The 17,281-nt window shown below is 47.5% G+C and carries 7 protein-coding genes and 1 pseudogene; 5 read left to right on the forward strand and 3 right to left on the reverse strand.

Translation table 11 applies throughout. The annotated features are described in order from the left end of the window. Positions 1 to 2: 2 nt before the first annotated feature. Positions 3 to 1,379 carry a TolC family outer membrane protein gene (locus LGZ99_RS00440; protein WP_262978784.1) on the forward strand — a complete coding sequence of 459 codons (1,377 nt, stop codon included), beginning with the start codon at positions 3 to 5 and terminating at the stop codon, positions 1,377 to 1,379. On the opposite strand, the gene xni is transcribed toward LGZ99_RS00440, so the two are convergent. The 3 genes and pseudogenes from xni to queF form a co-directional block, all read right to left on the reverse strand. Next, the gene (gene xni / locus LGZ99_RS00445) at positions 1,376 to 2,134 is read right to left on the reverse strand and encodes a flap endonuclease Xni (protein ID WP_021323494.1); all 759 of its coding nucleotides are present in this window, start codon (positions 2,132 to 2,134) and stop codon (positions 1,376 to 1,378) included. The genes LGZ99_RS00440 and xni overlap by 4 nt on opposite strands. Before the next feature lie 66 nt (positions 2,135 to 2,200). Continuing rightward, on the reverse strand, positions 2,201 to 3,568 hold the full coding sequence (gene ppnN, locus LGZ99_RS00450) for a nucleotide 5'-monophosphate nucleosidase PpnN (protein WP_021323493.1): 1,368 nt from the start codon (positions 3,566 to 3,568) through the stop codon (positions 2,201 to 2,203). Positions 3,569 to 3,810: 242 nt separating this feature from the next. Beyond that, a pseudogene (gene queF, locus LGZ99_RS24750) lies at positions 3,811 to 4,041 on the reverse strand (NADPH-dependent 7-cyano-7-deazaguanine reductase QueF); the annotation flags it as partial. A 464-nt stretch (positions 4,042 to 4,505) separates the two neighbouring features. Here queF and LGZ99_RS24990 point away from each other — a divergent pair. From LGZ99_RS24990 to LGZ99_RS00475, 4 genes are all read left to right on the forward strand, one after another. Continuing rightward, positions 4,506 to 14,174 (forward strand): two-partner secretion domain-containing protein, encoded by a 9,669-nt coding sequence (locus LGZ99_RS24990; RefSeq protein WP_262978785.1) that lies wholly within the window; start codon positions 4,506 to 4,508, stop codon positions 14,172 to 14,174. An 8-nt stretch (positions 14,175 to 14,182) separates the two neighbouring features. Then, positions 14,183 to 14,542, forward strand: a complete 360-nt coding sequence (cdiI, locus tag LGZ99_RS00465; protein WP_262978786.1) for a ribonuclease toxin immunity protein CdiI — start codon at positions 14,183 to 14,185, stop codon at positions 14,540 to 14,542. A gap of 144 nt (positions 14,543 to 14,686) precedes the next feature. Further along, positions 14,687 to 16,456: a DUF637 domain-containing protein gene (locus LGZ99_RS00470; protein WP_262978787.1), complete on the forward strand. Its 1,770-nt coding sequence runs from the start codon at positions 14,687 to 14,689 to the stop codon at positions 16,454 to 16,456. Beyond that, a complete protein-coding gene (locus tag LGZ99_RS00475; RefSeq protein WP_023046454.1) occupies positions 16,453 to 16,833 on the forward strand; it encodes a hypothetical protein in 381 nt (126 codons plus the stop codon). The genes LGZ99_RS00470 and LGZ99_RS00475 overlap by 4 nt, the downstream gene beginning before the upstream one ends. Positions 16,834 to 17,281 lie beyond the last annotated feature (448 nt).

Consider the following 17,281-nt stretch of genomic DNA (forward strand, 5'->3'; position numbering starts at 1 on the left):
TTATGAAATTGAATCATGCTTCTTTATCTGTGGGTTTGCTTATTCTTTTCAGCGTCAGTTTATTCTCTTTTCCTGCATGGTCGCTAAGTTTGACAGAGGCTTATGCGCTGGCATTAGAAAATGATCCTACTTTTCTTGCTGCAATAAAAGAGAAGGAGGGGGGGGCTGAGTACGAAAAAATTGGCAGAGCAGAATTGTTACCTAAAGTGATGATGTCTTATCAGAATTCACCGAAGAACTGGCAACATACGGAATATCCTGCTGGTTATGATCGCCGGGGAAATAGGATCACTGAAACCCGGGATCGCCAATATCGCAGTTATAACGCAGCGATTGTGATAACTCAGCCATTGATGGATTTTGAAATATTGGCGCGTTATAAAGCCAGTCAGGCTCACACCTTGATGAGTAATGAACGTTTTCGGGCAGATTTTCAGCAGCTGGCTGTCCGGGTCGTGAATGCTTACGTGGATGTGGCTTATGCGCAGGATCAGATTGATTTAGTCGTACGGCAGAAAATGGCTTATGAAAAACAACTGGAACTGAATAAGAAATTGTTTACTTCTGGTGAGGGGACTCGTACTGATGTGGTGGAAACACAATCCCGTTACAGTCAGTCTGTTGCAGATGAGATAGAGGCCAACGACGATTTGGATGCGGCAATCCGCAGTTTGCAACTGATTGTCGGTGTTCCTCTGCCTGTTGATTTACCGGTACAGCGATTATCGAGTAAAAAACAATTTCAGATATCGAAGTTGTCGCCTGGCCGTTATGAGGAATGGGAAAAATTGGCATTAGCTAACAATCCGGCTCTGGCTGCCTCCCGTCAGGAAGTGAAAGCGGCGTATTATGAGGTGCAACGTAACCAGGCCGGTTATTTACCCAGGCTGGAACTTTACGCCTCCCATTCTGAAAACGAATCTAGCAGTGATAATACGGTAGATCAAAAATATCGAACCGATACCATTGGCTTGCGGATGAGCATGAATATCTATAATGGTGGCGGGACGTCTGCTGCTGTGCGTCAGGCAGCGGCACAATACGGCAGAACTAAATATGATCTTGATGCTCAGGCGGGAGAAATCCTTAATGCATTACGACGCAACTATAATCAGTACCTGAATAGCGAAAAACGGATTAATGCTTATGAAATAGCCGTTGAATCAGCCAGCTTGCAGGTAGATGCGACCAGCAAAAGTGTTGCTCTCGGACAGCGGGTTAATGTGGATGTCCTGAATGCTGAGCAACAGTTATATACTGCCCGGCGTGATCTTTCTCAGGCAAAATATAACTATATTAAAGCCTGGATCGGCCTGCTTAATGAGGCCGGAGAATTAAAAGGCGAACATCTGGATAAAATAGCCGGTTATTTTCGCTAGTTTGCCGTTGTCAGCCGGAGTTGTTGCAGATTGCCAGTTAAAGCCAGATCGGTACGTAATGACGCAACTTCCCGGCTGATAAAAGCGATTTCTTTATTTGGTTCCAGCTTGTTGCGCCATTTATCGGGCTGTTGATCGAGGTTCTGGAAAAGGTTATCCAGTGTACCGGCCTGTTGCAGTAAAGTGGCTGCGGTTTTAGGGCCGATTCCCTGGATTCCAGGGATCTTACTGCTACTGATACCCGCCAGGCCCCAGTAATCAGGCAACTGCTCCGGTAAAACGCCAAATTCTTGTTGAACAAATGGCATATCCAACCAGCGTTTCTGGAAGTAGTCCCGGATACGGATATTCGGTGAAAGTAACTGGCAATAACCTTTATCGGTAGAAACAATTGTCACACTGTGACCAGAGGAAGCGATTTTTACTGACAGCGTTGCTGCCAGATCATCGGCTTCATGCCCTTGCGCGTGCCAGCAGGCAACCCCTTGTTGCTCAAATGACGCTCTGATCTGCGGCATTTCTTGTTTCAAATTATCGGGCATTGGTGAACGGCCAGCTTTATAGTCAGGCAATATTTGGTGGCGCCAGCTATTACTGCGGTCTGCTTCATCGAATACGGCAACAGCATGTGTGGGATTAGTATGTTGGATCAACTGCCTTAACGCATGTTCACAAGCGGGAATGCATGGGCTACCCTGCACAGCGTGAATACGGCGGATAAGGTTAAGGGCATCAACAATCAGAAGGTGTATCATATTAGGTCACTATTCAGCAGAGTTATGCTCCATCCGTGGAGCAGACATCATTTTTCTTGGGTAATTCTAGCGGATAATTTCGTAGCAGGGCTCGTAGGCTGTGTCACCGGGTAGTTTCATCCGGTGTTGTCCCACAAAGTTCTTCAACAGATTATCCATACGGCGCATTATTTCAGCATCACCGTGGATTTTGAATGGGCCATGTTTTTCAATCGTTTGAATACCAATCTCTTTCACGTTACCTGCAACAATCCCAGAGAAAGCACGGCGTAGCGATGCCGCCAGTTTTTCGGGTGACTGATCGGGATAGAGATTGAGATTAACCATGTTTTCATGTACTGGCTCGAATGGTTGTTGCAGATCATGGTTGATCTTTATTGACCAATTAAAGCTGTATGCATCACCGGTACTGTGTCGGTTCTCTCTCACTAATGGCATCGCTTTTTTCATTACCTGGGCAACTTCCGGCGCATTATCAATAATAATGTGATAATAGCGTCGTGCTTCTTTTCCTAATGTGTGAATAATAAATTCATCCATGACCTGGAAATAGTCCGCACTCTCCTTCGGGCCGGTCAGAATCAATGGCAGCACTTGCCCCTGATTTTCCGGGTTCATCAGAATGCCGAGCAGATAGAGTAATTCTTCTGCTGTGCCGACGCCGCCTGGGAAAATAATGATGCCGTGAGCAATGCGAACAAAAGCTTCCAGACGTTTTTCTATGTCTGGCATGATAACCAGTTCGTTCACGAGTGGGTTAGGGGGTTCGGCCGCAATGATGGAGGGTTCAGTGATACCGATAAAGCGGCTATTTTTGTAATTCTGTTGGGCATGTCCTACAGCTGCGCCTTTCATCGGTGCTTCCATTGCACCAGGGCCGCAGCCGGTACAGATGTTGAGTCCACGTAACCCAAGCTGATTACCGACTTTACGGCCATACTGATACTCTTGCTTACTAATTGAATGGCCTCCCCAACAGACGATCATATTGGGATCTTCATCGGTATGCAGCGCTCTGGCGTTACGCAGAATAGAGAATACTCTGTTGGTGATATGTGCACTATTTTCCAGATCGAGATGATGCTGTTGTGCTGAATCGGTAATCTGAGCATGAACAAACAGGATATCCCGAAGTACTGCGAATAAATTAGCTTGCAGTGAATGGATAAGTTTCCCATCAACAAATGCATCTTCTGGTGGGTTCACCAGTTCCAGTTTTACTCCGCGCTCACGGCGCAATACGTTAATATCAAAATCTGTGTATTTAGAGAGCAGCTCTTTACTATTATCGGTTTGGCTACCTGAATTGAGTACAGCCAATGAGCAATTACGGAACAGGCGATACAGATCACTTTTTGCGGTACTCTTTAGCATATCTACTTCAAGTTGAGATAATAAATCCATTGAGCCGAGTGGGTTGATATGTGTAATCAAGAATGACTCCTTATATACCTGTATGTGTTACACATCAATACCACTAAACTGAATGTATTACATTGCCTATTTCAGCTTATTTTGTACAAACGGCACTCAGAAAAGTGATTTATTGACGTGCCAGTCTGCCTGTCACTGGAATAAAGTCTTCATTATTTGTGCGCCACGGATTGATATCTAATCCTCCGCGTCGGGTATAACGCGCATAAACTGAGAGCTTTTCTGGAACACATAACTGTTGCATGCCCGACCGCAACTTGCGGCAGGCCACGGCTATTCAGCCATGACAGCTCATATAATGTCCAGATATCAGCACCGTGAAACGGTAAATTATCAGGGAAAATTTCCAGCGGTTCACGGTTCATACTGCGGGGTACCGCTTGCAATAAGCTGGCATCATATTGGTCATGATATAAAGTGGTTTTACCCAAAGTAAGTTGCTCAAGAACTTGGTGATCCTGATATAACGACATGTTATTCCTTAAAATCTGATAGTAGTCATCGCTCAAGTGTAGCAAGTTACGGTGTTTGTCAGAATTTTATTTGTTCGCCTATTTTATTAATCAGCCTTGGGGAACTCCTGTTTTTAGGTTGTTGACCAACCCATTTAAAAACATTCCCAAATACATAAGCAGAATGCCACACACCTGCTGGATTGGGGATGTCATACCATTAAGAAACGGAAAGTACTTTTATTGAGATAAAAAAGAGTATTTCCATCCTTATCGCCACTTCCTAGCATTTAATACATCGCATTCCCCATTATCAGGATTAAACAACTCGATCTTGATCACATTTAATACTATCCATTCAGACAGACGATTAATCACGCATTAGAATAGTTTGCTTATGTCACTATCAAATTATCAATATTTTCTATGGAAAGATTACCGTTTTATCACCAAAGCCAAATTAACTTAAGAAAAGAGAAAGTACGATGGATCAACGCAACACCCCGGTGGTCAGGGCCACGAGTTATCTTTTAATTTACCTGACCGCCATCTATCCCCTTCATCCGGCTATAGCCGCCGGAATAACACCGGATAATAACCAAACACAGGTACAAAATCAGGGCAATGTCCCGGTTGTCAATATCGCCACACCGAATAACGCGGGGATATCTCACAACACCTATCAAGAGTTTAACGTTGCCACTCAAGGTGCCGTACTCAATAACGCCACTCAAGCGGCCCAATCACAGCTGGCCGGGCAACTTAACGCCAACCCGAACCTAAAGGGCAAAGCAGCAGAACTGATTATCAATGAAGTCACCGGCAACGGGCGCTCTGAGCTGCAAGGTCAGCTGGAAATTGTCGGCAATAAAGCCAACGTAATGATTGCCAACCCCAACGGCATTACTTGTGACGGCTGTGGTTTTATCAATACTGCCGGTGCCACCCTGACCACCGGGAAACCCCAGTTTGACAAACAGGGGGCGCTGGAAGCATTAGAAGTTAAACAAGGCCAGATCACCATTGGCGGCAAAGGGCTGGATGGCAAGGCGACGGATTATGTCGATATCATCAGCCGGGCAACGGAGTTAAACGGGAAAATTCAGGCCAACAATCTCTCTCTGACGCAGGGCGCCAACCGCATCAACCAGAAAGACGGCACGGTTAACCCTATCGCCGGAGACGGTGCTAAACCGCAATTAGCCGTTGATACCAAAGCGCTGGGCGGCATGTATGCCAATAAAATCCGGCTGGTGGCTACCGAAGCCGGGGTGGGGGTGAATCTCACCCACCTGACCGCCACCCAGGACGATATCCGTTTGACCGCGGAGGGTAAAATTATCCTGGGGCAAGTACAAGCCGGGACAGATATCAGCATCAACAGCAAAGCCATTGAAACAACAGCACAAAGCCATGTGCAAGCGGGTCAGCATCTGACGTTAACCACCGACACACTCCACAATCAGGGCCAAATCCGGGCGGGCGGGGATGTCACCCTTAAAGCGGCCAAACTGGATAACATCAACGCAACCGGGCAAAGTCACCCGGTGATTACCGCCGGTAAAAACAACCGCATTACCGCTAATGAGATAAACAATGTTGGCGAGTTAAGCGCGGCGCAAAATCTCACCCTGACCGGCAACAATTTTTCAACGCAAGCGATAAAAGACCGTCGGGGGAATAGCCTCGGTAAACTCAGCGCGGGTGGCGATCTGACGGCGACATTTAAACAGGTATTTCGTTTTGATGTGGATAAGGACCCGTTTAAAGCGGGCAAGAAACCCACAGATCCGGCGTTAATCAGCGGGAAAAACATTGCGCTTACCGCCAATGACTTAGTTAATTCTGCGTCAATGCAGGCCGAACAAAACGTCACTATTAATGCAGAAACCGTCTATTTAGGCCGCGGGACTTTAACCGCCGGGAACCATGTCCTGCTGGATGGCCGGTCACATCTTAATATGCATGGCTACGATATTGCCGGGCGGGATGTGACCTTGCTTGCCAGCCGGGGGCTGCTCTCTCTGGTCTCCGGAGACGACGATACCCCGGAAGGCATACCGGCATTCACCACGCTTTCTGCGGATAACATGCTGCGCATTATCGCCGAGGGTCATATCAATCTTTCAAATATTCTGATCAATAAGGCGAAAAATGTCTTCCTGGCGGCCAATGGGATGATTGAAATGGCTGCCTATGCGGATTTTGATGATGAAGAGAACAGCACTGGTGGGGGGATTCGACTTGATGATGAAACTAAACAAGCCCTCATCAACCAGCGTCTACACACGCTCAGTCACCTGGAAGCGGATGAAAATATTGAGGTTCATGCGGGAAAAGTGATTGATCTGCGCACCCTGTCGTTGACGGCGGGGAAAGATATCACCCTGACCAGTGGTGATGCGCTTGATATCAGTACGGAAGACGCTTATGAATATGAAAATGGCGATAAAAAATACGCTGTCGATGAGGACGATATTGATGACGAGGAACAATCCTCCCCTCCATTTCCATTCCCGATAATAAAAAGTACCCTCACGGCCGGTAACCATTTAACCCTGAATGCCGGCGGTCAGATTGTAGATACTGACGCCACGTTGTTAGCCAAAGGGACAACGGCAATCACCCAGCACAACCCCGAATTGCACTCAGCTAAAGGGCGGTATAACTCAGTTGAAGGCAAGTATACGCCGGTGACGACGGCGCTGATTGACCGTGCGTTAAGCGGTGCGCCTCAACTGACCCTCAATCTCGCCGAAGTCGAAGGGGAAGTGCCCGGGATCCAACTGGCGGATAAACAAACGCGCATCACCTCGAAAAACAATCACCCGATTATTCACATTGCGGCCCCGAATACCCGTGGCGTTTCACATAACCGTTATCAGGCGTTTAATATCGGGACCTCAGGACTGGTATTGAATAACGCGACCCACGAGACTCAGTCTCTGCTGGCGGGGCACATTGGCGCGAATCTGAACTTCACCGGTCAACCGGCGGAACTGATTATCAATGAAGTGGTGGGTTCCCAGCTCTCCACTCTGCAAGGGCTGTTGGAAGTGGCGGGGCAAAAAGCCCCGGTTTTCATCGTCAACCCAAATGGCATGACCTGCAATGGCTGTGGCTTTGTGAATACCCCGGCGGTCACCTTATCCACCGGTAAACCGGTGTTTGATAAAGATGGCGCGTTAGCGGCTCTGGAAGTGAAAAAAGGTGCCATCACCCTGGGTGAAAAGGGACTGGATGCCACGGCGCAAGATTCTATCGATATCATCAGCCGGACCACCCAGCTTCACGGTCCACTCCGGGCGAAAAACCTGACATTGACACAAGGCCCCAATCAGGTTGATTTACAGCGTGGCGCCCTTGTCCCTATTGCAAAGGAAGGTTATACCCCCTGGAAAGCGATAGATACCGGGTCATTGGGAGGAATGTTTGCCAATAAAATCCATCTGGTGAGTACCGAGCCGGGTAAGGCGGTCAATCTGACTAATCTGACGGCAACGCAAGGCGACATCAATTTGACCGCGGAGGGTCAGGTTATTTTGGGGGATATGCAGGCCAAAACGGACATCAACATGCGCGGTAAAGGCATTGACATGGCGAAACAGAGTCATATGCAAGCCGGTCAACATCTGATATTGACAACCGATATATTGCAGAATCAGGGACGAACTCATGCCGACGGTGATGTCACCATGAAAGCGAAAGCCTTGTCTTTAGAGGGGGGAAATGTCACCGCCGGGAACCAGGTTCTGCTACAGGGAGAGAACAGTTTTACGGTGCGTGGCACGGATATCTCAGGTCTTGACATTACCTTGATTGCCAACGGTTATCATACTTCTGTTTCACCGGGTGACACGCCGGAAAGCACACCGGCATTACCGATTATTTCTGCGGTTAATACGTTGCGTATTCTGTCTGAACAGGGAATATCGCTTTCAGATACGCTAATTAACCGGGCGAAAAATATCTTTGTGGCGAGTAATGAGCAGATTGATATTAATCAGCGTTTGGCCGCGGATGAGAATATTGAGCTTCACGCGGGTGGGGGGATAAATTTAGCGGGTATTTCCCTGACCGCCGGGAAAGATATTACCCTAACGAGTGGTAACTCGCTTGATGTGGGTAACGTCACCGCCGGCAACAATTTAACCCTGATTGCCGGCAGCAATATGACGGAGACAACATTATCGGCAGAAGGGGCGACCGCAGTCGCCCAAAATAGCGCCGTGTTGCGCTTAGCTGGCGGGAGATATACCCCAGTGACTTCGGCACTGATTGATCTTGCATTAGGCAATGTCCCCCAACTGACCATCAATATTCCAGAAATAGCCGGTGGAATACCCGGGATTCAACTGGCGGATAAACGCGCGCGGATTGCCGTGAGAAATAACCTGCCTGTTATCCATATTGCGGCACCGAATTCCCGAGGTGTTTCACATAACCGTTATCAGGAATTTAATGTTGGTACTTCGGGATTGGTATTGAATAACGCTACCCATGATACGCAGTCTCTACTGGCGGGACAAATTGAGGCAAACCCTCACTTCAACGGTCAATCGGCTGAGTTGATTATTAATGAAGTGGTGGGGACTTTAGCTTCAAATCTACAGGGCCTGTTGGAAGTCGTGGGGCAAAAAGCCCCTGTCTTCATCGCTAACCCGAATGGCATAACCTGTCATGGCTGTGGCTTTATTAATACCCCGGTAGTCACCTTATCGACCGGGAAACCGGTATTTGATAAAGACGGCGCGTTAGCGGCTTTAGACGTGAAAAAAGGCACCATAACCTTTGATGGAAAGGGGCTGGATGCAACGGCACAGGATGATGTCGATATTATCAGCCGGGTTACGATACTTAACGGCAAAGTGCAGGCGAAAAACCTGACATTGACACAAGGGCCCAATTGGGTTGATTTCAAACACGGGACCCTTGTTCCGATGACAGGATACGGTTTCGCTCCTTGGAAAGCGATTGATACCGGGTTATTGGGGGGAATGTATGCCAATAAAATCCGTCTGGTGAGTACCGAGCCGGGCAAGGCTGTCAATCTGACCAACCTGAACGCAACGCAAGGTGACATTCGTTTGACCGCTGATGGAGAGATGATTTTGGGCAATATACAGGCCAAAACGGATATCACCGTTAGCAGTAAAGGCATTAAAACGGCGGAACAGAGTCATATGCAGGCAGGGAAAGATATCACGCTTGCCGCGAACACGTTGAACAACATCGGTAAGATTATCGCAGAAGGTGATATGCGGTTGTTTATCGACCGTTTATATAATCAGAATAAGGGCCTGATTCAGGCAAATAATCATCTCTGGTTGCAAAAAGATGCGAGCGGTAACTTAAGCACTGGGATTAACAACACTTCATCGACGTTGAAAACCAATAATGGTGATATCGTTATTCGCACTAAAGCATTAAATAATGCCTGGGATGCCAACGTCGCTGCGGGAATGAACGCTTATATCAATGCGACAAAGCTGGATAACAGTCAAAGCCAGTTTCATGCGAAGAAAAATCTTATCTTAACCGGTCACGACTTTAACAACGGGATGGACGGTAAACTTTCAGCCGCTCTGAATGTGGTGGCTGACTTTATTCATCAATTCAGCGGGAGCGCATTAATCTCAGCTAAAAATATTCTGCTTCATGCCGGTGATATTACCGGCATGGGGCACCTCGAGGCGGAAAATGACCTGTCCGTTATCGGCGAATGTCAAATTGATGTTAATGACAGCAAACTGGTGGCAAAGAAAAATCTGACCCTGATGGCAGGCAAAGATATCGCCGTCTATCAAGCCGGGCTGACAGGAGAAAATGTTGTGCTGCTTGCGCGTGAAGGTGACATTCGGATGGGCATTGGCGGCTTGCATATTTCAGCTGATAACCAGGTGCAGATGATCGCGGGTAACAGCCTGAATCTCCAGGGAACATTGGCGGCAAAGAAAAATCTGACCCTCATGGCAGACCACAATATCACCCTCGATCAAATCGGGCTGACAGGGGAAAATGTTGAGTTGCTCGCACGTGAAGGTGACATCCGGATAAGTGGTGACGATTCAAATATTTCGGCCAATAACCAGGTGCAGATGGTCGCCGGTAACAAACTGGAGCTCCAGGGGACATTGGCGGCAAAGAAAAATCTGACCCTGATGGCGGGCCACGATATTGCCATTAATCAAGCCGGGCTGACAGGGGAAAATGTTGTACTGCTTGCGCGTGAAGGCGACATCCGAATGGGCAGTGGCGGCGCAAGTATTTCAGCCGATAACCAGGTGCAGATGGTCGCGGGTAACAACCTGAATCTCCAGGGAACATTGGCGGCAAAGAAAAACTTGACCCTCACGGCGGGCAAAGATATCACCGCCTATGACGCCGAGCTGACAGGGGAAAATGTCGAATTGCTCGCGCGTGAAGGCGACATTCAGATGAGAGGTGACGGCGTAAGTATTTCGGCCAGTAACCAGATGCAGATGTTTGCCGGCAACGCACTGGATCTCTACGGTATTGTGTTAGATAAAGCCGATAATATGACGTTAAACGCAGGTCATAAAATTAGTGCTGACCGGGCTAAATTGACGGCAAAGAAAAACCTGACACTGACAGCGGGCAAAGGTATCACCGCCTATGACGCCGGGCTGACAGGCGAAAATGTTGCGCTGTTCGCACGTGAAGGCGACATTCAGATGAGAGGTGACAGCGCAAGTATTTCGGCCAGCAACAACGTGCACCTGTTTGCGAGTCAAGAACTGGATCTCCAGGGGATATTGTTAGATAAATCGACTCACCTGACGTTAAATGCGGGGCATAAAATTAATGCCCGCCGGGCTAAACTGGCGGCAAAGAAAAACCTGACCCTCATCGCCGGCCATGATATTGCCGCGGATCACGCTGAGTTGACAGGGGAAAATGTTGAATTACTCGTGCATGAAGGCGATATCCGGATGGGAAGGGATCAGCTTTATTCATGGTCTGGCCTGTCGGCCAAAAATCATTTACGGATTTCAGCGGGCCACGATCTGGATCTCTACGGCACCTCATTCGATCAATCACGCCATCTGACATTCAGTGCCGGTCGTAACCTGAATGCCAGCCAGAGTCAATTAAACGTGGCGGGCAATATTCATCTGTTTGCCGGCAATGACTTAATGTTGCGGCGAGCCCGTCTCAATGCCGGGCAACAAGTCACATTAAGCGCCGGTCACGATATCGATATGTCCCGTCCCCCCACGTCAGAAAGCCTGTTGCGGGTCGCCGATTTAGCGGGATCCCGCACCCAAATCACCGCGGGTGATCAGCTGCAACTCAGTGCGGGGGGTGATATCGTGGGCAGGATGGCCCGATTAACCTCAACGCAGGGGAGCGTGTTGGTTAATGCCAGTGGGGATTTCATTTTCTCCGCCCAGAAATATTCGCCTGTTAACGATGAAGATCAACACTCCCTGTATGCCACCGGCGCCATCAACGCCGCCCGCAATCTCACATTAACAGCGGCAGGTAACCTGTTGACATACGGCACAAATTTGACATCCGGCAGTGATATGCGGCTTTCCGCCGGGGGAAATGTGCGTTTTGAATCGTTGCCTGAATTTATTCGGGAAGGGAACAGTGGACGCTTTACGCAACACGCCAGTCAGTTGAAGAGTGGCGGCGCATTAACACTTCACGCTCAGGGCAGTATTCTATTCCAGGCCACGGAACTTATCGCTCAAGGCGTGATGGATATCACGGCAACAGGCGGTTTTCTCTATGCGCAAGCCATGGAGGAGGTTTACCGATGGGAAGAAGAGAAAAAAAGCTGTAACCGCGTTTTGGGCATTAAATCCTGTAAAGTTTTTGGCTCCAGGACGGAAACCCGCAGAAAAGAGCGTTCAACCAATAAAGTCACCGAATTTACCGCCGGCGGGGATATCAACCTGAGGGCAAAAGATGACGTGACCCTGGAAGCGAGCCGGATAGACACCCAGAAAAACGCGAAAATCACCAGCCAGACGGGGAAAGTGAACTTCCGGGCGATGCCCAATACCGCTTTTGAACAGACCCTCACGACGTCAAATGGTTTTTTCATCACGCACCACGATAAAGGCCACAGTGAAAAGCGCTGGGTCATCCCATCGGTGCAGGTTGGCGGAACCCTGACGGTGGAAGCGGCGGACGGCATCAGTGCGGATGTAAAGGTGAAAGCGGGGCAATTACTGGAAGACGCGTTAATGGAACTTGGTAACACCCCGGGAACCGAATGGTTGAAAAATCTGCAAGACCGCAACGATGTCCAATGGAACAGAGTTAAGGACGCTTACAGTCGTTGGGACAAAAAAAGCGCCAGCTTAAACCCTGTCGCAGGGGCTGTGATTGCGATTGCTGTTGCGGCGGTAACCGCGGGCTCTGGCCTGGCGGCCTGGGCGGGAAATAGTGCTGTGGGTGCAACCGGCGTCACCGGGGCCACGGCAAGCGCGGTTTATGGGGCGGCTTATGGCGGAATGATCGGGTTAACCTCTCAGGCGGCGGTGGCTTTAGTCGAAAATAAAGGGGATCTCACTAAGACACTGGAAACCTTAGCGCAGCGCGATTCTGTCAAATCCCTGGTGACCCAAATAGCGGTGGGTGGCGCATTAGGGGGATTGGACCATGCGATGGGATGGGGAAAACTGGCCGAGGGAAAAACCGTTGTCGATCCCCTAAAAGCGCAACTGTCTTTATTGAGTCACCCTGACTGGAACCAGGTCGCCCAGCGTATTGCGGCACAATCCGTCGTGAGTTCAACACTGGGCACGGCCATCAATGGCGGCAGATTTACGGATAATCTGCAAACCGCGTTATTAAGTAATATCGGTAACCAGATCAATGCGGAAGGAGCCGGGCTGATTGGGGATAACGGGGAAATTCTGGGTGTGCCCGGTAAAGCGATTAGCCATGCAGCGGTGTCTGCCCTGGCGGCGGAAATCGCGGGCGGTGATGCCAAAGGGGCGGCTGTGGGGGCGTTGGCTGCGGAATTAGCGGCGATAACAATGGAAAGCCGGCTATTTGAACCGTCATACAAGAATGAAGCCGAGCGGCAAATTCATAAGCTTCAGGAAGCGCTTACGGGTAATGAAACTAAGACCCAGACAGCCAAATTGATCGGAGCGTTGTCAGGTGCCCTGATTAGTCATACACCCGAAGGCGCTTACAGTGCGGCTAACAGCGCAGAGCTTGTCTATCGTAACAACATGACTGAGCATATGCTGCATCAGTTATCGGTTGATAATCAAAAAGATATCCTGGCGGCAGAGAAAGGGGATAAATCGGCGGCAGAACGCATTATTGCGCGACGGGATGCCGCGATAACGGTGACCGCAGTGGCCGCAGGCGGCTATGCGCTGGCTTATGGCGGTTATATACTGGTGGCTGGGTCGGCTGAAATGGCAGCGGCAGGGCGTATTGCACTTGAAGGGTGTAAAACTAATCCGGCTTTGTGCTTGAATAACGTGGGCATTTTTGTTGCGGATGCTATAGCGCCGGAAGCGGCTGTTGGAACTGGCGTTTTGGCTGCTGGCACGGTAAAGGTATTAGGTAACACCCAAGAAGGTGTAAAGAATTTAGCAGAAGAATTGAGTCATGCCTCAAAACCGTTGTTAAGTAATGCTAAACCTGATACCCATGCCGTAACTCGCTTGATGGAAAGTGAGAAGTTGTATGCTGGAAAGGGGATGACGACTATCATAACCCCAGAAGGTATCAGTTTCCGGATTAACCAGCCAAAGCATTTAGCGACTGTAGATGGTTTTTCTCAAAAATCAGGTATTAGTGGGGCACACAATGCTGATGCGTTTAATGCAGCTGTCAAACAATATAACGTAAAAATTGTAAGTGAAACACCTACAGGAGTGAATGGGATGACTAATATTCAATATCAAGTGCCTGCCTTTGATCGTGCAGGTAATGTAATTGGATATAAATTAGAAGTAAAAACTAAAACAGTCTATGACCCGAAAGTATTTACAGATCAAAAAATATTAGATTTAGGCCAACAAGCTGCGGCTAAAGGATATAAAGATGCGATGTCAAATTCTAAAGGAATTGCGGATGCAACTGTAAATGGAGTTACCTTTAGAATTTATGTAGACAAAATAACTGGGGAAGTTCGCAATTTTCATCCCAAATAAGGTAGATAATGAATATTAAATTATTTGAACAAATCGACTATGATTCTAATGAGATGATTACAACGTATTTTGATATTATGTATAGTGATAATCGACTTTTAGAAGCTATAGGTTATCTTATTAAAAAAATAGGATTTAGTACCGATGGAGCATATTGCCATTTTCCAGATATGAACAGTTATGATGAAGAAGATCATTTTGAAGGTGTTCAGTTTGTTGTTGGTTATCCGCCAACTGATGAAGATACAATAACAGTCAGTGAAGAAATCTGTTATCACTATGTCAGGTTGGCCTGTGAAAAGTATCTCGAGCTTCATCCAGAAGATATGGATAAGGTTAATGAGCTATTGGCAAAAATACCAATATAAAATCAATATTCCCCGGTCATGTGAATTGTACCCCAAAAGTTAGACACTAATTGATTAAGGTGCAGTTCATCCAATCGTGGGCTATATTCTTCTATTTTTATGACAACTGGTTTGTCAGCATAAAAACCGAGCTGTTCCAATGGTATGGTCGGTGCAACAGGCATCACCGGGGCCACGGCAAGCGCGGTTTATGGGGCGGCTTATGGCGGAATGGTAGGGTTAACCTCTCAGGCGGCGGTGGCTTTAGTCGAAAATAAAGGGGATCTCACTAAGACACTGGAAACCTTAGCGCAGCGCGATTCTGTCAAATCCCTGGTGACCCAAATAGCGGTGGGTGGCGCATTAGGGGGATTGGACCACGCGATGGGATGGGGAAAACTGGCCGAGGGAAAAACCGTTGTCGATCCCCTAAAAGCGCAACTGCCCTTATTGAGTCACCCTGACTGGAGCCAGGTCGCCCAGCGTATTGCGGCACAATCCGTCGTGAGTTCAACACTGGGCACAGCTATTAATGGTGGCAGCTTTACGGATAATCTGCAAACCGCGTTACTGAACAATATCGGTAACCAGATCAATGCGGAAGGGGCCGGGCTGATTGGGGATAACGGGGAAATTCTGGGTGTGCCCGGTAAAGCGATTAGCCATGCGGCGGTATCTGCCCTGGCGGCAGAAATCGCGGGCGGTGATGCTAAAGGGGCGGCTGTGGGGGCGTTGGCTGCGGAACTGGCGGCGATAACAATGGAAAGCCGGCTATTTGAACCGTCATACAAGAATGAAGCCGAGCGGCAAATTCATAAGCTTCAGGAAGCGCTTACGGGTAATGAAACTAAGACCCAGACAGCCAAATTGATCGGAGCGTTGTCAGGTGCCCTGATTAGTCATACACCCGAAGGCGCTTACAGTGCGGCTAACAGCGCAGAGCTTGTCTATCGTAACAACATGACTGAGCATATGCTGCATCAGTTATCGGTTGATAATCAAAAAGATATCCTGGCGGCAGAAAAAGGGGATAAATCGGCGGCAGAACGCATTATTGCGCGACGGGATGCCGCGATAACGGTGACCGCAGTGGCCGCAGGCGGCTATGCGCTGGCTTATGGCGGTTATATACTGGTGGCCGGATCGGCTGAAATGGCAGCGGCAGGGCGTATTGCACTTGAAGGGTGTAAAACTAATCCGGCTTTGTGCTTGAATAACGTGGGCATTTTTGTTGCGGATGCTATAGCGCCGGAAGCGGCTGTGGGCACGGGCGTTTTAGCGACCGGAGCCGTAAAAGTATTAGGTAATACCCAAGAAGGTGCGAAGAATCTGGCAGGAGAATTGAGTCATGCCTCAAAACCACTGTTAAGCAATGCTAAACCTGATACCCATGCTGTAACTCGCCTGATGGAAAATGAGAAGTTGTATGCTGGAAAGGGGACTAGTGGGGTTGTACAGGTCGAAAATAAATTAGTTCCTGATAATTTGTCTTCACAAATAGCAGAGCATAACAGCCAAATTGGAGTATTAAATCGAAAACAAGGGACTATTTCCGGTGCTCATAACCAGGACTCATTTTTAGAGTCAGTTGAAATGACTGGCGCTAAAGTAAACCTTACGATTACTGATAAAGGTTATCCTGGATTAATTGAGTATAAATATCAAATTCCTGCGATTAATAATAAGGGACAGCAGATAGGTTTTAAAGCTGAACAAACAAAAACAACCTATGTTTCTGAAATATTGTCGGATTCCAGAGTTACAAATATGTCGAATAAAGCATCTCAACAGGCTGAGAACTATTTCAAAGTAAACCCTGAACATAGACAGTATTCTGTTAAAGTTGATGGTTATTGGTTCCAAGTAACCCGAGATGCGAAAACAGGACAAATTAATAATGCATTTATTACAATGCCACCAAGAGGTTCAAAATGAATAAGGAGCAAATAAGTTGGCTGATGACCACCAAAGACTATTTATATCAGGATCATGGAAGAGATCTATATGATGTTATTTATGCCACATTATCAGAAGATAAAATGAGTTATAAATTATTTTTAAAAATGGCTAGCGAAGGCCATGGATTTTCTCCTTCTGAAGGTTTTAGTTATGCGTTAGATCAAGATTGGGATATTCCAGAAGAATTTAATGAAGTCACTTTTTTTCTAGGTGAATATGAAAGTTTATCCATATCTCCTAATCATTTTGTTCAACTAATGCAATATATTACAGACGCCTATATTCAGGCTTATCCAAATGATAAAGCATCTGTAGAATTGTATATGGAACAGCTAAGAGAACGTTATCCCTGATAATAATAATATCCCAATTTAACTTAAGTGACCCCAAAAAGTTGGACAGGTTACATTAAGCGGCTAATAATACCTGAGTCTGGAACTCCACCGGATTCAGGCCATTTAACCTTGGATGTTTTGGCCGCTGAATTAGCTGTAATAACACCGGATAAAACATTCAACAACTCAATAAAAACTCAGGCAGTAAAGCCATTCAATATAGAACAGGTGCCGTTATAACTGATTGACTGGATACATCCTATTTGGAATCCATTGATAAATGGAATCGATAAAAGACAAGATTGAGTAGTATTACTCTCCAGTTGAAAACTGCAATCCTCGGAATGGTAATCGCTTTACAGATTTATCATCTTTTTAACATAATGCAGTTTCTCTTTTTACTTGTTTTCCCTTTTGGCGATCGGTAAGCTGTTTTCTTTTCGGTGATTAGTTAGCTGACGATAAA

The sequence above is a fragment of the Photorhabdus temperata genome (assembly GCF_025384845.1).
Lineage (GTDB): Bacteria > Pseudomonadota > Gammaproteobacteria > Enterobacterales > Enterobacteriaceae > Photorhabdus > Photorhabdus temperata.